This window comes from Burkholderia savannae, assembly GCF_001524445.2.
GTDB classification, from domain to species: domain Bacteria; phylum Pseudomonadota; class Gammaproteobacteria; order Burkholderiales; family Burkholderiaceae; genus Burkholderia; species Burkholderia savannae.
This window is the reverse complement of sequence record NZ_CP013417.1, coordinates 1,404,244-1,428,158: the sequence shown is the minus strand read 5'-3', so window position 1 is coordinate 1,428,158 and position 23,915 is coordinate 1,404,244. Positions and strand designations below refer to the sequence as shown.

At 67.2% G+C, this 23,915-nt stretch carries 22 protein-coding genes and 1 tRNA gene; 6 read left to right on the top strand and 17 right to left on the bottom strand.

Annotation, left to right across the window (positions count from 1 at the left end):
• Position 1: 1 nt before the first annotated feature.
• Complete coding sequence (locus WS78_RS07160; protein WP_038753509.1) at positions 2–1,042, bottom strand: microcin C ABC transporter permease YejB; 1,041 nt, start codon at positions 1,040–1,042, stop codon at positions 2–4.
• A 112-nt stretch (positions 1,043–1,154) separates the two neighbouring features.
• Complete coding sequence (locus tag WS78_RS07155; protein ID WP_059574485.1) at positions 1,155–3,128, bottom strand: extracellular solute-binding protein; 1,974 nt, start codon at positions 3,126–3,128, stop codon at positions 1,155–1,157.
• Positions 3,129–3,247: 119 nt separating this feature from the next.
• Between WS78_RS07155 and fabI the strand changes: the two genes are divergently transcribed.
• Entirely contained in the window at positions 3,248–4,039 is a 792-nt protein-coding gene (gene fabI / locus WS78_RS07150; protein ID WP_038753514.1) for an enoyl-ACP reductase FabI, read from the top strand.
• A gap of 209 nt (positions 4,040–4,248) precedes the next feature.
• Here fabI and WS78_RS07145 read toward each other — a convergent pair whose 3' ends face one another.
• From WS78_RS07145 to fdxA, 5 genes are all read right to left on the bottom strand, one after another.
• Positions 4,249–4,599, bottom strand: coding sequence for a hypothetical protein (locus tag WS78_RS07145; RefSeq protein ID WP_038753516.1), 351 nt, complete (start codon positions 4,597–4,599; stop codon positions 4,249–4,251).
• Positions 4,600–5,223: 624 nt separating this feature from the next.
• Positions 5,224–7,638 carry a molybdopterin oxidoreductase family protein gene (locus WS78_RS07140; RefSeq protein WP_059574576.1) on the bottom strand — a complete coding sequence of 805 codons (2,415 nt, stop codon included), beginning with the start codon at positions 7,636–7,638 and terminating at the stop codon, positions 5,224–5,226.
• A 668-nt stretch (positions 7,639–8,306) separates the two neighbouring features.
• Positions 8,307–9,080, bottom strand: a complete 774-nt coding sequence (locus tag WS78_RS07135; RefSeq protein ID WP_059574483.1) for a ferredoxin--NADP reductase — start codon at positions 9,078–9,080, stop codon at positions 8,307–8,309.
• 7 nt (positions 9,081–9,087) lie between these two features.
• Complete coding sequence (gene moaA, locus WS78_RS07130) at positions 9,088–10,080, bottom strand: GTP 3',8-cyclase MoaA (RefSeq protein ID WP_059574574.1); 993 nt, start codon at positions 10,078–10,080, stop codon at positions 9,088–9,090.
• A 99-nt stretch (positions 10,081–10,179) separates the two neighbouring features.
• Positions 10,180–10,518 (bottom strand): ferredoxin FdxA, encoded by a 339-nt coding sequence (gene fdxA / locus WS78_RS07125; RefSeq protein WP_038753524.1) that lies wholly within the window; start codon positions 10,516–10,518, stop codon positions 10,180–10,182.
• Positions 10,519–11,486: 968 nt separating this feature from the next.
• Between fdxA and WS78_RS07115 the strand changes: the two genes are divergently transcribed.
• Complete coding sequence (locus tag WS78_RS07115; RefSeq protein ID WP_059574478.1) at positions 11,487–12,050, top strand: TetR/AcrR family transcriptional regulator; 564 nt, start codon at positions 11,487–11,489, stop codon at positions 12,048–12,050.
• 84 nt (positions 12,051–12,134) lie between these two features.
• Here WS78_RS07115 and WS78_RS07110 read toward each other — a convergent pair whose 3' ends face one another.
• The 4 genes from WS78_RS07110 to WS78_RS35640 form a co-directional block, all read right to left on the bottom strand.
• Positions 12,135–12,584, bottom strand: a complete 450-nt coding sequence (locus tag WS78_RS07110; RefSeq protein WP_059574477.1) for a hypothetical protein — start codon at positions 12,582–12,584, stop codon at positions 12,135–12,137.
• A gap of 475 nt (positions 12,585–13,059) precedes the next feature.
• A complete protein-coding gene (gene map, locus WS78_RS07105) occupies positions 13,060–13,887 on the bottom strand; it encodes a type I methionyl aminopeptidase (RefSeq protein ID WP_038753533.1) in 828 nt (275 codons plus the stop codon).
• Positions 13,887–14,114 (bottom strand): ParD-like family protein, encoded by a 228-nt coding sequence (locus tag WS78_RS07100; protein ID WP_038753536.1) that lies wholly within the window; start codon positions 14,112–14,114, stop codon positions 13,887–13,889. Before WS78_RS07100 ends, map begins: the two co-directional genes overlap by 1 nt.
• Before the next feature lie 81 nt (positions 14,115–14,195).
• Entirely contained in the window at positions 14,196–14,438 is a 243-nt protein-coding gene (locus WS78_RS35640; RefSeq protein ID WP_152611820.1) for a type 2 periplasmic-binding domain-containing protein, read from the bottom strand.
• Between the two features lie 70 nt (positions 14,439–14,508).
• Here WS78_RS35640 and WS78_RS35635 point away from each other — a divergent pair, with 70 nt between their 5' ends.
• Complete coding sequence (locus tag WS78_RS35635; protein WP_156432360.1) at positions 14,509–14,874, top strand: hypothetical protein; 366 nt, start codon at positions 14,509–14,511, stop codon at positions 14,872–14,874.
• Positions 14,875–15,553: 679 nt separating this feature from the next.
• On the opposite strand, the gene WS78_RS07085 is transcribed toward WS78_RS35635, so the two are convergent.
• Together WS78_RS07085 and WS78_RS07080 are read right to left on the bottom strand one after the other, a co-directional pair.
• Positions 15,554–15,647, bottom strand: a tRNA-Ser gene (locus WS78_RS07085).
• A gap of 113 nt (positions 15,648–15,760) precedes the next feature.
• Positions 15,761–17,011, bottom strand: a complete 1,251-nt coding sequence (locus WS78_RS07080; protein WP_059574473.1) for an aspartate kinase — start codon at positions 17,009–17,011, stop codon at positions 15,761–15,763.
• Between WS78_RS07080 and WS78_RS07075 the strand changes: the two genes are divergently transcribed.
• Entirely contained in the window at positions 16,994–17,236 is a 243-nt protein-coding gene (locus tag WS78_RS07075; protein WP_081989770.1) for a hypothetical protein, read from the top strand. The two genes, WS78_RS07080 and WS78_RS07075, sit on opposite strands and share 18 nt — an antisense overlap.
• A gap of 116 nt (positions 17,237–17,352) precedes the next feature.
• On the opposite strand, the gene tilS is transcribed toward WS78_RS07075, so the two are convergent.
• The 4 genes from tilS to cysS all read right to left on the bottom strand — a co-directional run bounded on the left by tilS (position 17,353) and on the right by cysS (position 22,327).
• Entirely contained in the window at positions 17,353–18,822 is a 1,470-nt protein-coding gene (gene tilS, locus WS78_RS07070) for a tRNA lysidine(34) synthetase TilS (RefSeq protein WP_059574471.1), read from the bottom strand.
• Positions 18,823–18,865: 43 nt separating this feature from the next.
• The gene (locus WS78_RS07065) at positions 18,866–19,837 is read right to left on the bottom strand and encodes an acetyl-CoA carboxylase carboxyltransferase subunit alpha (RefSeq protein ID WP_038750386.1); all 972 of its coding nucleotides are present in this window, start codon (positions 19,835–19,837) and stop codon (positions 18,866–18,868) included.
• Between the two features lie 103 nt (positions 19,838–19,940).
• The gene (locus WS78_RS07060) at positions 19,941–20,882 is read right to left on the bottom strand and encodes a DNA-3-methyladenine glycosylase family protein (protein ID WP_038750389.1); all 942 of its coding nucleotides are present in this window, start codon (positions 20,880–20,882) and stop codon (positions 19,941–19,943) included.
• 47 nt (positions 20,883–20,929) lie between these two features.
• Entirely contained in the window at positions 20,930–22,327 is a 1,398-nt protein-coding gene (gene cysS / locus WS78_RS07055; RefSeq protein ID WP_038750392.1) for a cysteine--tRNA ligase, read from the bottom strand.
• 233 nt (positions 22,328–22,560) lie between these two features.
• Here cysS and WS78_RS07050 point away from each other — a divergent pair, with 233 nt between their 5' ends.
• Entirely contained in the window at positions 22,561–23,283 is a 723-nt protein-coding gene (locus tag WS78_RS07050) for a tetratricopeptide repeat protein (protein ID WP_038750395.1), read from the top strand.
• Between the two features lie 44 nt (positions 23,284–23,327).
• Entirely contained in the window at positions 23,328–23,903 is a 576-nt protein-coding gene (locus tag WS78_RS07045) for a peptidylprolyl isomerase (RefSeq protein ID WP_038750397.1), read from the top strand.
• Positions 23,904–23,915: the final 12 nt, after the last annotated feature.

Sequence of the window (23,915 nt, the reverse complement as noted above, 5' to 3'; positions counted from 1 at the left end):
ATCAGCGCTCCAGTTGCTCGAATTGAACGCGCGGGTCGACCCACACGTAGCAGAGATCGGACACGAGCTTCGTCGCGAGCCCGATCAACGTGAAGATGTAGAGCGTGCCGAGCACGACCGGATAGTCGCGCCGGATCACCGATTCGTACGACAGCAGGCCGAGCCCGTCGAGCGAGAACAGCGTCTCGATCAGCAGGCTGCCGGTGAAGAACGCGCCGATGAACGCGGCCGGAAAGCCGACGACGAGCGGCAGGAGCGCATTGCGGAACACGTGCTTCCACAGCACGCTGCGCTCCGAGAGCCCCTTCGCGCGCGCGGTCAGCACGTACTGCTTGCGGATCTCGTCGAGGAACGCGTTCTTCGTGAGCATCGTGATCACCGCGAAGCTGCCGACGACCGACGCGACGATCGGCAGCGCGATGTGCCACAGGTAATCGGCGATCTTGCCGGCGACGGAGAGCTGCGCGAAGTTGTCGGACGTGAGGCCGCGCAGCGGGAAGATCTGCCAGAACGAGCCGCCGCCGAACAGCACGAGCAAGAGCACGCCGAGCACGAAGCCGGGAATCGCGTAGCCGACGAGAACGACGAGGCTCGTCGCGAGATCGAACGGCGAGCCGTTCCTCACCGCCTTCGCGATGCCGAGCGGCACCGATATCAGGTAGGTGAGCAGGAAAGTCCACACGCCGATGCTGATCGACACGGGCAGCTTCGACACGACGAGCGACCAGACGCTCTGATGATGGAAATAGCTGTCGCCGAGATCGAAGCGCGCGAAGCGCTCGAGCATCAGCCAGTAGCGCTCGAGCGGCGGCTTGTCGAAGCCGTACAGCGCTTTCAGCTGCGCGAGCTGCTGCGCGTCGACGCCCGTGTACGAGCGCATCCCGAACGGCGCGCTGCCCCGCTCGGCGCCCTTGCGCAGCTCCTGCACCGCCTGCTCGACCGGGCCGCCCGGCACGAACTGGATCACGGCGAACGTGATGGTCAGGACGCCGACGAGCGTCGGGATCATCAGCAGCAGACGTTTGAGGATGTAGCTCCACATAGGCGCACTCGGCACTCAGGCGTGTTCGAACGGTTTCGTCAATCGGCGGGCGCGGCAAGCGCGCCGCGCGGCGTACGCCGGGCCCGTGCGGCGCGCGCCGTGCGGGCCGCCGTCACGGCTCGGCGGACGCGCCGTGGCCAGGGCTCGCCCACCACGTCGACGCGACCCAGCCTTCCGCCGAATAGTACAGCGGCAGCGTCGACGGATAGGCGAGCGTGCGCTTGAACGCGATCCGGTGCGTCGCGCTGTACCACTGCGGCACCGCATAGTAGCCGTGCATCAGCACGCGGTCGAGCGCGTGCGTCGCATCGAGCAGTTCCTGCCGCGTCTCGGCCTGCGTGAGCGCCTTCAGGATCGCGTCGACCGCGGGCGACTTGAGCCCGGTCAGGTTGTCCGAGCCCTGCTCGTCCGCGTAGCGGCTCGCGAAGCGCGCGACCTGCTCGGCGCCCGGCACCTGGACGCCGGGGTAGCGGACCGTCGTCACGTCGTAGTCGAACGCGTCGAGGCGCTTTTGCAGCAGCGCGTAATCGGCCGTCCGATACTTCGCGACGATCCCGAGCTTCGCGAGATTGCGGATGTACGCGGTAACCACTCCCTCGAACGCCGAGCCCGAATCGTCGAGGATCTCGAATACGAACGGCTCGCCCTTCGCGTTGCGCAACGCGCCGTCGCGGTAGGTCCAGCCGGCTTGCGCAAGCAGCGCGCGCGCCGTCAGCAGGTTCGCGCGCAGCGATGCGGGCGGATCGGTGACGGGCTGCACGGTCATCGGCCCGAACACCGCCGGGTCGAGCTGCGCGCGCAGCGGGTTCAGCAGCGCGAGCTCGCCCGCGCTCGGCACGCCCGTCGCCTGCAGGTCGGTATCGGCGAAGTAGCTGTTCAGGCGCGTGTAGGCGCTGTAGAACAGCTGCCGGTTCAGCCATTCGAAGTCGAACGCGAGATCGAGCGCGCGGCGCACGCGCACGTCCTGGAACAGCGGCCGCCGCAGGTTCATGAAGAAGCCCTGCATGCCCGCGCCGTTGTGCTGGCGAAACTCGCGCTTCACGAGCTCGCCGCTGTCGAAGCGCTTGCCGACGTCGCGCCGCACCCAGTTTCGCGCGATGTACTCGATGAGCACGTCGTACTCGCCTGCCTTGAACGCCTCGAGCCGCGCGACGCCGTCGCCGTACAGCTTGTAGACGATGCGCTCGAAATTGTTCGTGCCGATCCGCACGGGGAGCGCGGCGCCCCAATACGCGGGATTGCGCCGGTACGCGATCGTGCGGCCGGTGTCGTAGCGCTCGATCAGGTACGGGCCGCTGCCGATCGGCTGCTCGAACGCGAGCTGGTCGAACGGCATGCGCGAGCCGTCCGGCCGCAGGCCCCATTTGCGCGAGAACACCGGAATGCCGCCCGCGATCAGCGGCAGCTCGCGGTTTTTCCGGCGAAACTCGAAGCGAACGGTCGCCGGATCGACGATCACCGCGCGCGTGATGTCCGCGTAGTACGCCGGGTATTGCGGCGCCGCCTGCGGGCTCTTCAGCGCGTCGAACGAATGCTTGACGTCCGCCGCGGTGACGGGATCGCCGTTCGAGAAGCGCGCGCGCGGATTCAGATGGAAGGTGACCGACAGCCCGTCCGGCGCCACCGCGATGTCGTCCGCGAGGAGGCCGTACGCGGACGCGGGCTCGTCGGCGCTGCCCGTCGTCAGGCTCTCGAACAGCAGGTCGAGGCCGGGCGCCGGGTTGCCGCGCATCGTGAACGGATTGAACTTGTCGAATGTCGTGAGCCGGTTCGGATTCGCGAGCACGAGCGTGCCGCCCTTCGGCGCGTCCGGGTTCACGTAGTCGAAATGCTTGAAGCCGGGCGGATACTTCGGCTCGCCGTACTGGGCGATCGCGTAAGCCGCGTGGGCGGCCGGCATCGCGGCGAGCGCGAGCGCGACGCCCGCGGCCGTCCGGCGCACGAAATGCACGAAATGCACGAAGCGCACGAGCGCGGCGCGCCGATCGGCCGCCCGTTGCGGCGCGGCCGGTCGCGCGGCCTGTTTGGGTGTCGCCGCGCGTCGCGGCGGTCGCGGCCGGCTGGCCCGGGGCGAACCGATCGTCATAGAAGCCTTGGCAGTCGTTCGAGGATGGCGATGTGAGAGAATTCTACCCACTCGCAACCGATTACAGCCAACCGGCGCCCGCCGATGCGCGGGCGCGGGCGCCACACATAGGAGAATTCATGGGCTTTCTCGACGGTAAACGTATTCTGCTGACGGGCCTCTTGTCGAACCGCTCGATCGCTTACGGCATCGCCAAGGCGTGCAAGCGCGAAGGTGCCGAGCTGGCGTTCACCTACGTCGGCGATCGCTTCAAGGATCGCATCACCGAGTTCGCGGCCGAGTTCGGCAGCGAGCTCGTGTTCCCGTGCGACGTCGCCGACGACGCGCAGATCGACGCCCTCTTCACGTCGCTCAAGGCTCACTGGGACACGCTAGACGGCCTCGTCCACTCGATCGGCTTCGCGCCGCGCGAGGCGATCGCGGGCGATTTCCTCGACGGCCTCACGCGCGAGAACTTCCGCATCGCGCACGACATCTCCGCGTACAGCTTCCCGGCGCTCGCGAAGGCCGCGCTGCCGATGCTGTCGAGCGACGCTTCGCTCCTCACGCTCTCCTATCTCGGCGCGGAACGGGCGATTCCGAACTACAACACGATGGGCCTCGCGAAGGCGGCGCTCGAGGCGAGCGTCCGCTATCTCGCGGTGTCGCTCGGCGCGAAGGGCGTGCGCGTGAACGCGATCTCGGCGGGCCCGATCAAGACGCTCGCGGCAAGCGGCATCAAGAGCTTCGGCAAGATTCTCGACTTCGTCGAGAGCAACTCGCCGCTCAAGCGCAACGTGACGATCGAGCAGGTCGGCAACGCGGGCGCGTTCCTGCTGTCGGACCTCGCGAGCGGGGTCACGGCCGAGGTGATGCACGTCGACTCGGGCTTCAACGCGGTGGTGGGCGGGATGGCCGGCCTCGAAGAGTAAGCGCGGCGCGGCGGCGGGCGGCCCGAGCCGCGGCGCTTCGGCGCACGGCGGCGCCCGGCGCGAAAAGGACGAACCCCACGCTCGCGAAAGCGCGGGGTTCGTCGGATGTTCGAACCGCCCGTTCCTCGGGCGGTTTTTTCATGGGGCCGGCGGCGGCATGCGTCGCTCGACGCGCCGTATGCCGGCCGGCGCACGGCCGAACGCCGGCATCAGTGACGCCAGCCGTTGTGGCGGCCGTTGTCCCGGTGGCCGCGGTCCCAATCGCGGTGATGGCGATACCATTCGTCGCGGCCCCAGTAGCGGCGGCCGTCCCAGTAACGGTCGCCGTGCCAGCCGATCACGATCGACGGCACGGGCGCATACACGGGGGCCGGTGCGTAGACGGGAGCCGGCTGATACACGACGGGCGGCGGCGGCGGCGCGTAGACCGGCGCCGGAGCGACGTAGACGGGCGCGGGCACACCGACGTTGATGCCGACGCTGACGCCTGCCAACGCGGCGCCGGATGCGAGCAACGCGGCGAGACCGGCCGCGAGCGAGGCAGCACGCAAGGTTTTCATGGACTCCCCTTCTGGTTGATTCGTTGGTTTCGACTATAGCGGGAACCGTCTGCGCCGCATATTTCAACTTTGTAAGAACTGATGCGCGGCATCGCATCGCGATCGGATCGCTAACGTTTCGTTACATTCGGCCCGATGCGGCCGGCCCGCCGCTCTGGACGCGGCGAAGCGGCGGCGAAACGCGCATCCGCCGCGTCGTAAAAGACGGGGAAAAGGATCGAGAATCGGCCGGCGTCGCCGCCCGCCTGTCAGCGCGCCGCGCCGGCGAATCGAAGAGAGGTTTTCCGCCCGCCGGGCTCGCATGCGCGAACGAGGCGGCCAATCGAGCGGGGAAGCGGGGAAGCCCGACGCGAAAGCGGCCGAATGCCGCCGAATGTCATCGAATCTCGGCCGATGCGGTGCGGCGGGTCGGTGCGGCGGGTGCGGCGGGGCGGCGGGTGCGGCGGGGCGGCGGGTGCGGCGGGTGCGGCGTAGCGGACGTTAGGCGCGCACGCATCCGTTGCGCCCGCCCGTCGCCCTGCATGCTGCGCGAGCGGCCTTCCCGACGCGCGGCGGATGCGCGCTCGCCGCGCGCCGGCTGGAGAGCCCGCCCGCGCCGCCGCACGCCCGGCGGCGCGCGCGTCGTCAAGCCGACACGGCCTCGACGGTCGGCGTTGCGGGCACCAGCGCATCGACGACGCGCAAATGCACGGGCACGTACTTGTGATAAGGCGTGCGCGACAGCGGATCGCAGTGCGCGCCCGACGTCAGGCGATTGAGCTCGGGCCCGATCGGCGCCCCGCCCTTGTAACGCATGCCATAGCCGTGCGGCAGCGTGACCATCCCGCGCCGCACGCTGTCGTCGAGCTCGGCGACGACCTCGATGCTGCCCGTCGCCGACGCGCACACGAGCTTGCCGCCGTCTGCGACACCTAGCGCGGCCGCATCGTCAGGATGAATCCGCAGCGAGCCGTGGGGATCGACCTTGCGCCACGACGGATCGCGATAGATCTGGTTCGCGTTGTACGCGCGCCGCTCGCCCGCCATCAGCACGAACGGGTAATCGGCGCCGGGCGGCGTCTCCGTCCCGAGCGCGCGCAACTCGTCGATCATCTCCGGAATGTGCAGATGCACGCGGCCGTCCGGATGGCGGATGAAGCGCCACATTTCGTGAAACTCGTGAATGCTCATCACCGTCCCGGAGCGCCGCTCGAGAATCGCGCGAAAGAGCGCGGTGCCGAGCGTCGCCCGGTTGCCGCGAATGCCCGCGCGGCGCACGGCCGCGTAGTGCTGCTGCGCATACAGCATCGTGAGCGGCAGCAGCGGCGCAATACCCGCGGCGTCGTTCGGCAGCGCGCGTCCGAGCGTGCGATAGACGATCGACGCCGCATGACGCTGCCACTTCTTGTTCGCCGCGAGCGCGATGCCGAGCGCGCCCATGTAGACGAGGTGCTTCGACGCGCGCGGCTCGAGCCGCGCGACGCGCTCGAGGAGCGGAAACCGGCCCGGCAGTTCGCCCATCTTCTCGAGCAGCCGCGTGTAGATCTCGGGCTCCGGCAGCGATTCGCCGAGCGGCGGCAGCAGCGCATGCCGCAGATGGAACGCGTTGGCCGGGAACTCGAGATTGAAACCCGTCGCCTCCCATTTCTCGAACTGCGACGCGGCGGGCAGCACGTAATGCGCGAGGCGCGCCGTCTCCGTCATCGCGACGTCGATCACGACAAGCAGTTCCAGCTTGCCGAACGCGCGCTCGTACGCGTTCGAATCGGCATACGTGACGACCGGATTCGCGCTGTCGACGAACACCGCGCGCACGCGATTCTCGTCCGCGTGCTCGATTTCGTCGGGCAGGATGTTGGGCGGATAGATGCCGGCGATCGGAAACATCCTGTGACGCGCGGTCCGCTTGAGCGGCTTGCCGTTCTTGCGCACGCGCTCGTCGGTGTGGCCGATGACGGGCAGCAGGAACGTATGCAGGTTGTTGCCGCCGCGCTTGCCGAAGTTGCCGGTCAAGAGAAACAGCAGCTTCTCGAGATAGCCGTTGAGCGTCGTGTGCAGCGTGTGCTGGATGCCGAGATCGATGCGCAGGCACGCGGCGCGTGCGGTCGCGAACCCGCGCGCGACGCGCTCGACGTCCTCGAGCGGCACGTCCGCGCGGCGGGCGTACTCGGCGATCGGCACATCGCGCAGCGCGCGCTCGACGAACTCGAAACCCGCGCAGCGCCGCGCGATGAACTCGCGGTCGATCAGCCCGTCGCGCAGGATGATCGCGAGCATCGCGCTCATCAAATACGCGTCCGTGCCGGGGCGCACCTGCAGATGGAGATCGGCTTGCTTGGCCGTCTCCGAGCGCCGTGGATCGACGACGACGAGCGTGCGGTTCGGGTCCTTCTTCAAGTCGCGCAGCGTGTCGCGTGCGTTCGGGATGCCGTGCGCCTGATATGGATTCGCGCCGATGACGAGCACGTAGTCCGCATGCTCGATGTCCTCGGTCGTGTGGCAGTCCTGACGGCCGAACAAGCGGCCGTTGAGCCAGAAATCGCCGGTCTTTTCCTGGCCGAGCGCGTTGTACGCGTAGCGGCTTCGCATCGCCGCGAGCAGTTGCCGGCTATACGCGCCGCCGACATGATTGCCCTGCCCGCCGCCGCCGACGAACGCGAACGCGTCGCCGCCGTGCCGCTCGCGCAGCGCGACGAGACGTTGCGCGATGTCGTCGAGCGCCTCGTCCCACGTGACGCGCACGAAGCTGCCGTCGGGCTCGCGACGCAGCGGATGCGTCAGGCGGTCGTCGTGATGCTGGTAGTACGTGAGGCGCGCGGCCTTCTGGCACAGATAGCCTTTCGAAATCGGGTGATCGTCGTCGCCGCGGATTTTCGCGAACTTGCCGTCCACGACGTCGACGACGAGACCGCAATTGCGCGAACACAGGATACAGGCGGTTTTTTCGACTGCCATCGCACGCTCCATCTGCCGGCGCACTCGCCGGAATCGGGGAATGGTGAATATCAAATAACGATCGTTATCGAAACGGACGTTATTCCACGTATTGACCGAAGTCAATCGAACAGACGCTCCAAACGCAGCGTGCATCGACGCGGCGATCGCCGAAACGCGAGCAAATGCGCCGCGCGTGCGTCGTCGACGCCGAACGCCGAACACCGGACGCCGAACACCGAACGCCGCGCGCACAAAGAGAAACGGCTTCGCGAACGCTGGCGTCGGCGCGCTTGCCGTCACGGCCGGCGTGACGACGAGCGCGTGTTGCTCGCAGCTCCATTCGGAATCCGAATGACCGCACGCGATCATCGGACGCGATCATCGGACGCGATCATCGGACGCGATCATCGGACGCGATCATCGGACGCGATCACCGGACGCGAACACCAGACGCGATCGTTGCGCGCGAAACGCCGAAAGTGCCGTCGACGCGCGACAGTCGCTAGAAACAAGAAACGCTCGTCGGGCCGCGCGGGCGCCCGAGCGCCGCACACGCCGATCAGCCCGAACGGGACTGCCCCGCGCCCTTTCCTACCGCAGGAATGTCGCGCGCGCACCCGCGCACCGCACGACGCACGCATGCCGTTCACGCACGGCGACAGCGGCGGCGACGCGACAATCGCGGACGCGGTGCGAACGACGACGACGCGTGAACGTTCCGACGACCGACGACCCACGCAACGACGAGCGCACGCGACGGCGACACCCGCGCGCCGCGCCGCCGCGCACCGTCATTTCTCGACAAAGGCGCGCTCGATCACGTAATCGCCCGGCGCATGGCTCGTCCCCTCGACGAAGCCGCGCCGCGCCAGGATCTCGACCAGATCGGCGAGCATGCTCGGGCTGCCGCAGATCATCGCGCGATCCACGGCGGAATCGAAAGGCGGCAGGCCGATGTCGTCGAACAGCTTGCCCGAGTCGATCAACTCGGTCAGGCGCCCCTGACGCTCGAACGTCTCGCGCGTCACGGTCGGGTAGTAGATCAGCTTGTCGCGCACCAGATCGCCGAAGTACTCGTTCTCGGGCAGTTCGGACGTGATGTGATCGAAATAGCCGAGCTCGCTCTTCCAGCGCACGCCGTGCGTGAGGACGATCTTGTCGAACGCCTCGTAGTATTCGGGATCGCGGATCACGCTGATGAAGGGCGCGAGGCCCGTGCCCGTCGACAGCAGGTACAGATGCCTGCCGGGCCGAAGGTTGTCGATGATCAGCGAGCCGGTCGGCTTACGGCCGACGAGCAGCGTGTCGCCGACCCGCAGATGCTGAAGCCGCGACGTGAGCGGGCCGTCGGGCACCTTGATGCTGTAGAACTCCAGATAATCGTCGTAGTATGCGCTGACGACGCTGTAGGCGCGCATCAGCGGCTTGCCTTCGATCTCGAGCCCGATCATCACGAACTGGCCGGTCTTGAAACGCAAGCTCGGATTGCGCGTCGTCTTGAAGCTGAACAGCGTGTCGTTCCAGTGATGAACGGACAGCACCGTTTCATGGGCGTTCGCGGACATCTCTTCCTCATCCTCCCGTCATGTTCATGAAGCGTACGACCTGCGGCGGCGCGTTCAGATCGAAGTGATGCCGCTCGGGCTTCAGCGGCATCGCGGCGACGATCGCGTCGCGCAAGCGCTCGCCGTCGCCTGGGCGAGCGCGCAGCACGTCGCGCAGCTCGACGCCGTGCTCGTTGCCGAGACACAGCAGCATGCGGCCGCTCGCCGTGACGCGCACCCGGTTGCAGTCGCCGCAAAAATTGTGGCTGTGCGGCGAGATCACGCCGATGCGAATGTCGCTGTCCGCCATCCGGAAATAGCGTGCGGGGCCGCCCGTCGATTCGGTGCTCGGAAATAGCGGATAGGCGAGCCGGATCTGCGCGAGCACCGCCTCGCTCGACACGAAGCTCGAAGCCCGGTCGTGCTCGTCGATCGCGCCGAGCGGCATCTCCTCGATGAACACCAGATCGAGCCGCTCCTCGCGGGCGAAACGCACCAGATCCAGCACCTCGTCGTCGTTGCGCCCGCGCAGGATCACGCTGTTCAGCCTGATGCGCCGGAACCCGGCGCCCTTCGCGGCGGCGATGCCGGCCAGCACCGCCTGCAGGCGGCCGGTGCGCGTCAGCGCGCCGAAGCGCTCAGCGCGCAGACTGTCGAGACTGACGTTGATGCGATCCAGGCCGGCCGCCTTTAACGGTGCGGCGAACCGCGCGAGGCGCGCGCCGTTGGTCGTCAGCGTGAGTTCGTCGAGACCCGGCAGTTTCGCCACGCGCTCGACGAGCGTCGTCAAGCCGGCGCGAACGAGCGGCTCGCCGCCCGTGAGCCGGATCTTGCGCACGCCGAGCGAGACGAACGCCTCGGCGACGGCCGCCAGTTCGTCGATCGTCAGCACGTCGCCGTGCGGCAGGAACCGCATGTCCTCCGCCATGCAATAGACGCAGCGGAAATCGCAGCGGTCCGTCACCGACAGACGCACGTAGGTGACGTCGCGGCCGAAGCGATCGGCGAGCGCGCGGCCCATGTCAGTTCGCACCGCGCGGCTTCGCGCTTTGGGATCGCCGCTCGCATGCGGCACGCCGCCGGCACGGGCGCTGATCGAATCGATGCGGCATGACGGGCATCACGCGCCGTTGCGGTCCAACTGGGCGAGCTTGCCTTTCACGTCGGTCCACGTCGCGTGATCGGAAAGCGCCGGCTTCCTGCCGGTGATCCGAGGCCAGTTCGGATGCTCGGCGAGCTCGGCGTTGAGCGCGATGAAATGCCGTTGATCGTCCGGCAAGTCGTCGGCCGCGCGTATCGCGTCGATCGGGCACTCCGGCTCGCACAGCGCGCAGTCGATGCATTCGTTCGGATCGATGACGAGAAAATTAGGCCCCTCGTGAAAACAATCGACGGGGCACACGTCCACGCAATCGGTGTGCTTGCAGCGAATGCACGCTTCCATCACGACAAAGGTCATCCGGTATCTCCCTGACGGCGGACTCGGGCCCGCGCATGTTGAATGCCGACGATGAGCGCAGGGCTTCACGGTCTTCCGTCGCGCGCTCGACATCGTTTCGAGCAGATAGTAAGTTCCAATTTGGAACCTATCAAGAAGAAACAGGAATTCTAGAATGAGCCGACTACGCGATGTCCGGCCCGCCGCTCTGTGCGTCGATGTCCGGGTCGCGAGATGACGGACGTACACGGCAAGCGCGTTGTCGCACAAGCCAGCGAGCGCGAATTGCGCCGGCACGCGAGATCGCTCCGCGACGTCACGCATACGGCGCATTCACATGCGAAGCGCTGCGGCACGAATCGCGCTGCGCGCAACGCGCAGCCGAGACATTCCATGCAGGCGGAACCCCGGTTCATCGGCCGCTCGATGGATATGGCGCGCTGCGCCGAGCCGAAGCCCGGGTCGTCGATGGCCGGCCGCGCGTTGCGAGCTTGATTGCTCCGCCCCGACGATCGCCCTGCCCGCCTCCGACGGACAACGCGAATGCGGCTTGCGCGCGCTACTCGAGCCAATACCGCGCGACGCCGCCGCGCGCATCGTCCTCACGTCACGCGTGCGACGCCGCTTCGGGCTCGAGTTCGGGCTCAGGCTGGCTCGGACGCGCCAACCGATCGCCGGAATGCCGATGGCGAGCAAAACGCGCAGAGACACGCGCCGCATTCCGGGCAGCAGGCCCGTCGAGGCCCGATGCGCTTCGCCGCCACGCACCTTTGCGCACTGCCCCGCTTCGGCCCCGACGCCGAGGCACGCCCACCCCATGGCGCGAGCGCCGCATGCACACGGTGCGCGCGGTTTTCTCGGCTGCCGCGAAACGCTCCGTCCGGCCGGCTGCGATTGAAGCTCGTTTCAATAACGATCGTTATGGTAACGGACGTTATTCTATACTCCAATCGAAGTCATTCGATCAAGGCCGCGAATACGGAAGCGACATGCGTTACACAGCGAAACACAAGGAGGCAAGCCGGGCCCGCCTCATCGAGGCAGGCGCCGCGCTCGCGAAGCAAAGCGGCTTCGCGAACACCGGCATGGACGCGCTCACCGCGGCGGCCGGCGTGACCACGGGCGCGTTTTATTCGCAATTCCGCTCGAAGCCGGAATTCCTGCACGCGATCGTCGAGCACGAGATGTCGAAGGTGCTCGCGACGGTCGAGAACCGCTCGAAGGACGACCTCGTCGCGGCGTTGCGCGGCTATCTGAGCACCGCGCACGCCGATCATCCGGAACTCGGCTGCCCCGTGCCCGCGCTCGGCGCGGAGATCGCGCGCGCCGACGTCGCGACGCGCAAGATGTTCGAGGATCTGATCAAGCGCTTTCAGACATCGATCGCGAACGCGCTGCACGACGACGAAGCGGCGTGGACGCTCGGATGCGCGGCGATCGGCGCGGTGCTCGTCGCGCGTGCGATGGCGACGCCCGAGCGCCGCGACGAAGTGCTTCGCTCGGTGCTTGCCTACACGATGCGATCGTTCGGCGGCGGCGCGCCGAAGAAATGACGGGCGCGCCGCGCGCGTCGAACACGCGGCGCATCTCGCGGCAAGCGCGCGCCGCCCACGCCTCGCGCGCGGGCGCGCCGAGCGTCAGTTCGCGATTCTGAACGGCGGCGCCGGATGCGCGCGTGCGGAGATTGTCTGTTGCGGCGGCAAACCTGCATCGTCCGTCGGCGTCGCTCGCGAACGCGTGATATGCAAGTCGTCCGCGCCGTTCAGCGCTTGCCGCTCGAGCGAATCGTCGCTTGCGTCGCGATGCAGCGGAACGCGCCGTGCGTGCGGCGCATTCTCGTCGTACGCTTCGGGCACCGTATGCAGCCGCTCGCCGCTCATGCCGGCAACCATCTGCGGGACATACCGCGCGGCCGACAATAACCTCCATCGGTAGCGGCCCATCATCGACAGGAAGATCGGCCTCGCGGCCGATTTCGAGTGCAACCGGGCGTCGGGCACGCGCCTGCGCTTCAACGCGAAGCCGTCCCCTCGCATCGGCGTGCCGACGTGATTCGGGCTTGCGGGATTCTCGTATACGCCGCTCATCGTCGCGCCGGCTTCGAGTAGTCCGAAATGGGAGGAATCCGCGCTATGAAGCCGGGCGACACCAACCGATGCTCGACCGGCGGCCGCGACTCCGCGATCGCCCCGCCACATGGCATCCGGAACTGGACACGCATCGGCTCGTCGTGATTCTCTCGGCATGGCCGGCCGTCAAACCGGCAAATCCGCACACCCAGTCCGGATGGGCCCGGTGCGCCGCGCGCGTGTCGATGACACGAACCATCGGAGTCCGAATCAGTGCAACCGACTCGCGCGATGCATCATCGCGCAGGCAAAGCTTCGCGCCGTCGCACGCGCTCAATGCCGCCGCGCGGCGGACGGGATTCCTGCGCTCGGCGGCCGGGCAGCGACAGATCGGAGGTGTCCCGAGCGGCAGACGGCTGCGACCGCGAATGCCCGAAGTGCCCCGCCGCCTGTTCCCGGCCTACGATCACGCATGCTCGACCGAGATGTCGATTCAGCTCCGCTCGATCGCGCCCGGCGTGTCCGCTCCAACCGGCGGGCACGCCGGCTCGCCGTCCGGCCACGGCGTCAGGATATCGAAGCCGCCTTCCGTGACGACCACCATGTGCTCCCACTGCGCGGACCACGAACGATCCTGCGTCACGACCGTCCAGCCGTCTGCGAGTTGCCGCGTTTCGGCGCGCCCCGCATTGAGCATCGGCTCGACCGTGAAGATCATGCCGGGCGCGAGGCGAAGCCCCGTTCCCGGCCGCCCGTAATGGAGCACCTGCGGTTCGTCGTGGTAAATGCGACCGATGCCGTGGCCGCAGTACTCGCGCACGACACTGAGGCCCTCGCGATGCGCGACGCTCTGGATCGCATGGCCGACGTCGCCGAGCGTCGCGCCCGGACGCACCGCCGCGATTCCCGCCATCATCGCTTCGAAGGTCGCATCGACGAGACGGCGCGCAGCCGCGGCCGGCTCGCCGACGAAATACATGCGGCTCGTATCGCCATACCAGCCGTCGATATCGAGCGCGACGTCGATGTTGACGATGTCGCCGTCCATCAATGCGTGATCGGATGGAATGCCGTGGCAGACCACATGGTTCACGGATGCGCAGATCGTCTTCGGATATCCGTGATAGCCGATGTTCGCGGGTCGCGCGTGCAGGACGTCGACGATGTAATCGCGGCACAGCCGGTCGAGCTCGTTCGTCGTCGCTCCGGCCTTCACGTGCGGCGCGATCATGCTCAGCACCTGCGCGGCCATCATGCCGGCGCGGCGCGCCATCGCGATCTCGGCCTTCGAGCGGATCGGAACGTGTCGTGAACGTGCCATCATGCGGTCCTCGCGGCGGCGGTGGAGGTCGTCGTCGCTTCGTCGCCCTGAATTTCCGCCTCGATCAACAGGCGGCAAATCTCCGCGTAGCTGAGCGTCGGATGCAATTCGGCGAGCATCCCGATACGCAGCCAGTGCTCCGCCTGCGCATTGATCGATCGGCTTAGCGCGGCGCTCGCATGGCGCAGCGATTCATGCATCTGATCGGATATCTTGACTATTCCCATGGCACGAATTTATACGATTTATATACGGATCGTATATTACCGGATATGCGGCGCGCCGATCAAGCGCGCCGTCGCACATGGTCACGCACAATGGGCTTCGGGAATCTCGGCGCAGACATCGACGAACGCGCGGCCTTCCGCCGCCGGCAGACGGCGCCGTGAATACCGCGCATCAAGCAAAAGTGCCCCGCCGCGCCATTCGGGAACCGATTCGGCGAGACGGCCCTTGTCGATCAGTTCCCGTACGCCATCTGGCTCGACGCGCGCGATGCCGGTTCCGGATGGCCGTGCGCCGAACGGAACGCCGGCATCCACGACAAGCATGCGCCCCTCGCCGTCATGCGCGGCACCCGACGTCCGGCCCCCGCGGCACGCTCATGCCAGCGCCCGCCCCGTGATCGGGCTGCGCGTCTGGACAATAGCGTTCGGCGCGATCGGCGGGCATCGCAAGACGGCCGTGTTTCCTCACGCCCGCGAGCGCCGCGACGATCATCGCGCCAATCTTCGGCAGCTTGCACGCGACGAGCGACGACGCGAACGGCTGCCCGAAAAGGATCGCGACGTCGAGCCCATCGTCGACGAAACCGCCCCGCGGCCTTCGCTCAATCAATTCCGCCGACCACCCGGGATGGCGATCGAGGCGACATGTCGCGAGAGGCGGCGCGAGCAACCCGCGCGAGCAGAACCTGTCGATGTTCACGCGCAAGCGGCCGCGCACCGCAGTCGATGCACAGGCCCATCGGCAACAGCGCATCGCTGATGCCAACCAGCTCAAACGCGACGGAGTCCTCACGATATTTGGGCTTTGAAGAAACGTTTCGCCGCGACGCGCTCAGACGGGCGCGCGATCGCCGCCGTAACCGGCGGTCCCGCACGCTACCGCGCCCAGTTCGACTGCATCGCGGCGAGGCAGCGAGATGCTGCATTCCGCATCGACCGAGAAAAGCGATGCACGCGATGATCGGCATAGCCGACAAAGTAGCCGGCGCGCTCGCGCAAATGCCGCTCACGGTGCCGCGCGACAAGCGTCGTTCGGCGCACAACGGAAGAGGAATACGCATTCGCGCAACCGGATGCCGAACAGCTTCGGCGAGAGCCGGATCGCGTTCGAGCGCGGCGAAGCAGAATCGACCGCGGGAGAAGCCGAACAACGCGCGGCGCTGCGCGCTCGCCACATGCGCGGGCTGAACCGAGCATGCACGCGGATTGCGACGCCGCACGCGAGAGAGCGTCAGCGACAAGCAAGGTGTGTGCGACGCGACGCGTTGCCGTCCGCACCCGCCCGCATCCATGCGCGCCCGGCCGCCAATCGATTGGCAATACGAACCAACGCGATTCCGACCGAGACGAAAGCGCCGCCGCGCATTGGCATTTCCAACACACCGGAAAAAGAAAAGCCCCGCAAGTCCGAGAACTTGCGGGGCTTGTTCCGCCATTTCTGGCGGAGACGGAGGGATTCGAACCCTCGATCCAGGTTTTGGCCCAGATGCTCCCTTAGCAGGGGAGTGCCTTCGACCTCTCGGCCACGTCTCCCAAACCTTCGCTCGCGCCAGGGAGGCAGCGCGACGAAGCCAAGATTCTATAGGGTTACGGGGCCAAGGTCAATTTCCAAGACGCATTTTCTTTCGTGCGTCATGGAAATTTCATCACGCCTGGTCGAGTTCGAATGCCTTGTGCAGCGCGCGGACCGCCAACTCCATGTATTTCTCGTCGATCAGCACCGAAATCTTGATTTCGGACGTCGAGATCATCTGGATGTTGATGCCCTCTTCCGACAGCGTACGGAACATCGTGCTCGCGACGCCGACGTGCGAACGCATCCCGACGCCGACCACCGACACCTTCGACACCTTCGGATCGCCCAGCACCTGCTCGGCGTTCACGTGGCCCTTCACCTGATTCGTGAGGATGTCCATCGCCTTCTGGTAGTCGCCGCGGCCGACGGTAAACGTGAAGTCAGTCTTCCCCTCGACGCTCTGGTTCTGGATGATCATGTCGACGTCGATGTTCGCATCGGCGACCGGGCCGAGGATCTGATACGCGATGCCCGGCTTGTCGGGCACACCCATCACCGCGATGCGCGCTTCGTCGCGCTGGAACGCAATGCCCGAAATGACTGCCTTTTCCATGGTCTCGTCTTCTTCAAAAGTGATCAGGGTGCCCGAGCGCATCTCCTCGTCGAGCGGAATTTGCGGATCGGTGAGACTCGACAGCACGCGCGTCTTCACGCGGTACTTGCCCGCGAATTCGACGGAGCGGATCTGCAGCACCTTCGAGCCGAGGCTCGCCATTTCCAGCATTTCCTCGAAGGTCACGCTATCGAGCCGGCGCGCCTCTTCGACGACGCGCGGATCGGTCGTGTACACGCCGTCGACGTCCGTGTAGATCAGGCATTCGTCGGCCTCGAGCGCGGCCGCGACCGCGACCGCCGACGTGTCCGAGCCGCCGCGGCCGAGCGTCGTGATGTGGCCGTCCGGATCGACGCCCTGAAAACCCGTGATGATGACGACCTTGCCCGCGTCGAGATCGCGGCGCACGCGCTCGTCGTCGATCGAATGAATGCGCGCCTTCGTGTACGCGCTGTCGGTCTTGATCGGCACCTGCCAGCCGGCGTAGCTCATCGCTTCGACGCCGATCTCTTGCAGCGCGATCGACAAGAGGCCGACGCTGACTTGTTCGCCCGTCGACGCGATCGCGTCGAGTTCGCGCGGGCTCGGCTGGCTCGAAATCTCTTTCGCGAGACCGAGCAAGCGGTTCGTTTCGCCGGACATCGCGGACGGCACGACCACCATCTGGTGCCCGGCCTGATGCCATTTTGCGACGCGTTTCGCGACGTTCTTGATGCGCTCGACCGAGCCCATCGAAGTGCCGCCGTATTTATGTACGATGAGTGCCATTGTCGTTCAGAACTGAAGAAGGGCCGCACGGGCGTACTGGACAGACCGCGATGCCGTTCGGTCACGCGGCTTGTGGCTGTGGACGGACGACGGGGAGAACGGCTGGGGCGCAGCACGCGGGCGTGGCGATTTGCCCGGAAAAGGCGGATCAGGCCGCGCAAACCGGGTACGTCACGCGGAAAACCTGCACAAAACGCTCGAAAATCGAGCCGAGCAAACGCTTGAGCGTACCCGATCGACGGCCGCTTGACAAGCCGCGCGGACATCGGCAGGCCGGGTCGCGACCTTTTTCCGGCGACGCGGAATTCACGGCTGCCGCGACGCGCGCCGGATACGCCGCGCTATGCGATCAGCACGTCCGGCCGCCATTCGATGCGCCGCCAGCCGCCCGGCGTGTCGACGCCGTCGTGCGCCGCGCGGTTCACGCCGACGCGCGGCACGAACAGCAGCCGGTCGCCCACGTACAGCAGCGGCACGTCGCGCTGCCATGCGGGCACGCCCCGCTCCTGGAACAGGTTCTTCAGCGTGCGCCCGGGCCCGCCCTGCCAGGTGCGCATCCGCTCGCCGCCCGCGCGCGCGCGGGCATGCAAGTCGGCCGCGGCGAGCAGCGCCTCCGGCACCGCATCGTGCTCGTGCGCGGCGGCCGGGCTGAACACGAACGTGCCGCGCCACGCGGGCAAGCGCCAGACCTCCTGCCCCCGCCATGCAAGCGCGCATTCCGGCAGCGGCGCGGCGGCAGCGGCCGCTTCGTCGCGCGCATCGGCATCGTCGTCAGCCGCATGAGCGCCGACCGCTTGCACGTCCGTCGCTTCCGCGCCCTCGCCGACTTCCCATTGGACGTGGTCGCGATAAAGGCGCAAGCGCCATCCGGCGTGATCGACGCGCAGCGCGTGCGCATCGCGCGCCGCGCGCAGCTGCTTCATCATCTCGGCAAGACGCGCGGCGGACGCGCCCGGCAGCCCGAGCGAGCGCATCCAGTAGCGCAGCAGATTCGCGCCGCGCTCGTCGTCGAGCGCGACAAGCGCATCGCGCGACAGCACGCGGCCGTCTTCGCGCGCGAGCGCGCGAAGATCGATCGCGGCGAGGTCGTCGAGCAGCCGCTGCGCGGCCGCCGCGTGCTGCGCGGCGCGGCCGAGCGCGTCGCGAAAGCCCGGGAAGTGCGGCGCGAGCGCGGGAAGCACGTCGACGCGCAGCGCATTGCGCGCGTAGCGCGTGTTCGTGTTCGATTCGTCGTCGATCCAGCGCAGCGCATGCTGTTGCGCATAGCGCTCGAGCTGCGCGCGCAGCAGGTGCAGGAACGGACGCACGCGCACGACGTCGGCCGATGCCGGCCGGTATTGCGGCGCCATTGCGGCAAGCCCCGCGATGCCCGCGCCGCGCAGCAATTGCAGCAGCACCGTCTCGGCCTGATCATCCGCATGCTGCGCGAGCCACAGCGCGTGCACGCCGTGGCGCGCGCACATCGACTCGAGCGCGCGATAGCGCGCATCGCGCGCGCTCGCTTCGACGCCCTGCCCGCTCGCGCGCGACACGTCGACACGCGCCGCGTCGAACTGCACGCCGAGCGCGCTCGCCGTTTCCGCGCAGTGCGCGAGCCACGCGTCGGCGTTCGCGCTCAGGCCGTGGTGGACGTGCAGCGCGATGCAACGCCCGGCGCCCGCTGCCCGCACGGCCGCGTGCAGCAACACGGTCGAATCGAGGCCGCCGCTATACGCGAGCGCGATGCGCGCATCGCCAGGCAGCGCGGACAGCGCGACGCCGATCGCATCGAGCACGACGCGATCGGCGGAAAACTCTTGTGGGGGAATCACAGCGGGAAGGCGCGTCGCGCCTCGCGAGTCGACGGCCCGGCGCTCACGCGCCCGGCGTCGTTTCCTTGAACTTGCCGTAGGCCATCAGGCGCTCGAAGCGGCGCTCGCGCAGCGCATCGATGCTCATGCCCTGGAACTGGCGCAGCGAATCCGCGAGCGCGCGGCGCAGCAGCGCGGCCATGCCCTTCGGATCGCGGTGCGCGCCGCCGAGCGGCTCGTTGATGATCTTGTCGATGAGGCCGAGCGCCTTCAGGCGATGCGCGGTCAGGCCGAGCGCCTCGGCCGCTTCCGGCGCCTTCGCGGCGCTCTTCCATAGGATCGACGCGCAGCCTTCCGGCGAGATCACCGAGTACGTCGAGAACTGCAGCATCATCACCGTGTCGGCAACCGCGATCGCGAGCGCGCCGCCCGAGCCGCCCTCGCCGATCACCGTCGCGATGATCGGCGTCTTGAGCTCGGCCATCACGTACAGATTGCGGCCGATCGCCTCCGATTGGCCGCGCTCTTCCGCGCCGATGCCCGGATAGGCGCCCGGCGTGTCGACGAACGTGAAGATCGGCAGCCCGAACTTTTCGGCGAGGCGCATCAGGCGCTCCGCCTTCCGATAGCCTTCCGGGCGCGGCATCCCGAAATTGCGCGCGGCGCGCTCCTTCGTGTCGCGGCCCTTCTGATGGCCGATCACCATGCACGCGTGGCCGTTGAAGCGGGCGAGGCCGCCTACGATCGACTGATCGTCCGCGAACGCGCGGTCGCCGTGCAGTTCGTGGAAATCGGTGAAAAGCTCGCTCACGTAGTCGAGCGTGTACGGCCGCTGCGGATGGCGCGCGATCTGCGACACCTGCCACGGCGTCAGATTCGCATACAGATCCTTCGTGAGCTGCTGACTCTTCTTCGACAGCCGCTCGATCTCTTCCGAGATGTCGACAGCCGAATCGTCCTGCACGAAACGCAGTTCCTCGATCTTCGCCTCGAGCTCGGCGATCGGCTGCTCGAAATCCAGAAATGTGGTCTTCATGTGTTTGAAATCCTTGGGTCTTGCGGCAGCGCGTATTCTAACCGCGCTCGCCTGGCGCAAGACCGGGTCGCAACTATCGATTAGCGAAAAGCAATAGCCGCGATCAGCTATTGGCCGTCAGCGGATCGAGACTGCGCCACATATACCAGGTGGCAACCGTCCGCCACGGCTCCCAGTTCGCCGCCACCTCGCGCGCCTCGCTGCGCGTGACGGGTTCTCCGCTGAAGTAATTGACGCTGATCGCGCGAATGAGCCCCAGATCGTCGAGCGGCAGCACGTCCGGCCGCGACAGGTTGAAGATCAGGAACATCTCGGCCGTCCACCGGCCGATCCCGCGGATCTGCGTGAGCTCCGCGATCACGTCCTCGTCGTCCATCGTCGCCCATTTGTCGACGTGAAGCGCGCCCGACACGAAGTGCTGGGCCAGATCCAGAATATATTCCGACTTGCGCTTCGACAGACCGCACGCGATCAATTTTTCCTGGCCGAGCTTGATGATCTGCGGCGGCGCGAGCTTCGGGCAGGCGGTTTCGATCTTGACCCAGACCGACTGCGCGGCCGCGACCGAGATCTGCTGCCCGACGACCGAGCGCGCGAGCGTGACGAACGAATCGCCGCGCTTGACGAGATGCGCCGGGCCGAACTTCGGAATCAGCTTCTTCAGGATTCGGTCGCGCTTGACGAGATCGGCGCACGCCTTGTCCCAATATGGCGGACGCGCGACCGCCTCGGCGTCGGTGAGCTGCACCGGCACGGCCGCCTCGGACACGCGCGCCTTGCGCGCGGCCGGCTCCGCCGATGCGACGACGACGGCCTCGCGCGGCAGCGCGTCGGCGCCCCGCTCGCCGTCGACCTTCGCGCGCGCCGGCTTCGTGGCCGCCGCGCGCAAGCTCGGCTTATGCGCGGCGCCATTGGCCGCGCCGTTCGGCGCCGCGCGCTTCGCGCTCGCCTCGTGCACCGCCGGCGCACGCGCGCCGGCCCGCTTGGCCGCAATCGGCGGCTGCGTCGCCGCACGCTTGGCCGGCGCTTTTCTGGCCGTTGCCATCTAGCCTCCTACCTGGCGAATCGATCAGTGGGACAGACGATGCGCGCTCATACGCGGCGCCACTCGGTCGACCCGCCCGGTTTGTCTTCAAGTGCGACCCCGGCCTCGAGCAGTTCCGCCCGAATCCGGTCCGCTTCGGCATAGTTCTTCGCTTGCTTCGCCGCGACGCGCGCGGCGATCTTCGCTTCGATCTCTTCCGGCTCGAGCGCGCCCGCGCGCGCCGTGCCCGACGCCTGCTGCAGGAACTCGCGCGGCTCGCGGCCGAGCAGGCCGAGCAGGCCCGCGAGCCGCTTGAGCTGGCGCGTGAGCGCCGGATCGCGCGTGCGGTTCACCTCGGTCGCGAGCTCGAACAGCACGGCGACCGCGACGGCCGTGTTGAAATCGTCGTTCATCGCGGCCGCGAAACGCTGCGCGTGCGCCTCGTTCCAGTCGAGCGGCGCCGCATCCGGCGTCGCGTCCTTCAGCGCCGTGTAAAGACGCGTGAGCGACGCGCGCGCGTCGTCGAGATGAACGTCGCTGTAGTTGAGCGGCGAACGGTAGTGCGTGCGAACGATGAAGAAGCGCACGACCTCGGCATCGTACTTCTCGAGCACCTCGCGGATCGTGAAGAAGTTGCCGAGTGATTTCGACATCTTCTCACTATCGACCTGCACGAAACCGTTGTGCATCCAATAATTGACGAAAGTTTGTCCCGTCGCACCCTCGCTTTGCGCGATCTCGTTCTCGTGGTGCGGAAACTGCAAGTCCTGACCGCCGCCGTGGATGTCGAAATGATTTCCGAGCAGCGTGCAACCCATCGCCGAGCATTCGATGTGCCAGCCCGGACGGCCCAGGCCGTATTTCGATTCCCACGACGCGCCCGCCGGCTCCTCCGGCTTCGCGCGCTTCCACAACACGAAATCGAGCGGATCTTCCTTCGCGTCGTTCGCGGCGACGCGCTCGCCCGCGCGCAGATCCTCGAGCGACTTGCCGGAAAGCTTGCCGTAGTCCGCGAACTTGCGCACCGAATAATTGACGTCGCCGTCCTTCGCCTGATACGCGTAGCCGTTCGCCTCGAGCTTCTCGATCATGCCGAGCATCTGCGCAATGAAATCGGTCGCGCGCGGCTCGATGTCCGGGCGCTCGACGCCGAGCGCGTCGAAGTCCGCGTTCATCGCGTCGGTGAAGCGGCGCGTGAGCGACTTGATCGTCTCGCCGTTCTCGACCGCGCGGCGGATGATCTTGTCGTCGATGTCGGTGACGTTGCGCACGTACGTCACGCGATAGCCGATCGCACGCAGCCAGCGCTGGACGATGTCGAACACGACGACCATCCGCGCATGACCGATATGGCAGTAGTCGTAAACGGTGATCCCGCAAACGTACATCCGCACTTCGCCGGGCTGCCGCGGCACGAAAACTTGCTTGTCACGCGCGAGCGTGTTGTAGATGCGCAGTGATTCCATAGAGACGAAAGTGAGCCGAAGGAAACCGCCTGGCGATGCTCGCCGTGCATGCGGCACCCGACAGGACTTCTGTTGGCTGGGCCGCGTGCCGTGCGCTTCCTCGGATGACATGCGGCGATCGATCCGCAAGTGAAGCGGTGACGGCCACGAGAGGCAAAGACTATCCGCGGCTCGCCGGAACGCGCGGACGTTTTGTTAGAATGGGTCGGAGTATAACATTCCGATTTGAGCCTATGAAACCTTCCCGCGGCCGTGCGCCGAGCGCTGCGACCCTTGTTGCGACCGCCGCCGTGAGCGCCGCGCTCGCGCTCTTTCCGGGCGCGGCGGCCCTTGCGCAGAAAGCGCCCGCCCCCATCGACGGCACGCCGGAAATCGACGCGTCGATCGCGAGCCGGAACTGGACGCAGGCGCTCGCGCAGCTCGACGCGCGCATCGCGTCGAACCCGCGCGACGTGCAGGCACAGTTCAAGCGCGGCGCGGTACTCGCGCGCCTGAACCGCGACGACGAAGCGATCAAGCAGTTCGTCGAGCTGACACAGGCCTACCCGGAGCTGCCGGAACCCTACAACAACCTGGCGGCGCTCTACGCGAAACACGGCCGCTACGACGAAGCGCGCAGCGCGCTCGTCACCGCGACGCAGGCGAACCCGAACTACGGCCTCGCCTACGAGAACCTCGGCGATCTCTACCTGCGCCTCGCGGCCGAATCGTACAAGCGCGCGCAATCGCTCGGCCGCACGAGCGGCGCGACCGCGCAGCGCCTGTCGGACCTGCAGAAGATCATCGCGCCGCCGAAGGCGAAATCGGCGGCCGCGCCGGCGTCGGCCACGCGCGACTATTCGGCGCGGGCGGCCGCGAACGTGACGACGACCACCCTGCCGCTTTCCCCGACGTTCCAGTTCGGCGGACCGAGCGGCACGCTTGCGATGCCGCCCTACGTCGCGCCGTCGCAATAACACCGCGACGCCGCGCCTTTCCTTCACCCACCCAGAGGACCGTTATGAAACGTCTGTTGCTGGCGCTCGGCAGCGCCGCCCTCCTCGCGACCGCCCCCGCGTTCGCGCAATCGGCCGCGACGCACCCCGTCGTGCAGCTGAAGACCACGCAGGGCGACATCCGCGTCGAGCTGTACCCGGAGAAGGCGCCGAAGACCGTCGCCAACTTCCTCGATTACGTGAAGGCGGGCCAGTACAACGGCACGATCTTCCATCGCGTGATCAAGGGCTTCATGATCCAGGGCGGCGGCTACAAGACGAACTTCGACGAGAAGCCGACCCGCGCGCCGATCCCGCTCGAGAGCCAGAACGGCCTGAAGAACGCGACCGGCACGATCGCGATGGCGCGCACGAGCGATCCGAACTCGGCGACCGCGCAGTTCTTCATCAACACCGTCGACAACGCCGGCCTCGACTATCCGAACCCGGACGGCAACGGCTACGCGGTGTTCGGCAAGGTCGTGTCGGGCATGGACGTCGTGAAGAAGATCGAAGCCACGACGACGACGGTGCGCGGGCCGATGCGCGACGTGCCGGAAAAGCCGATCGTGATCGAATCGGCGACGATCGTCTCGAAATAAGCCCGCCCGACT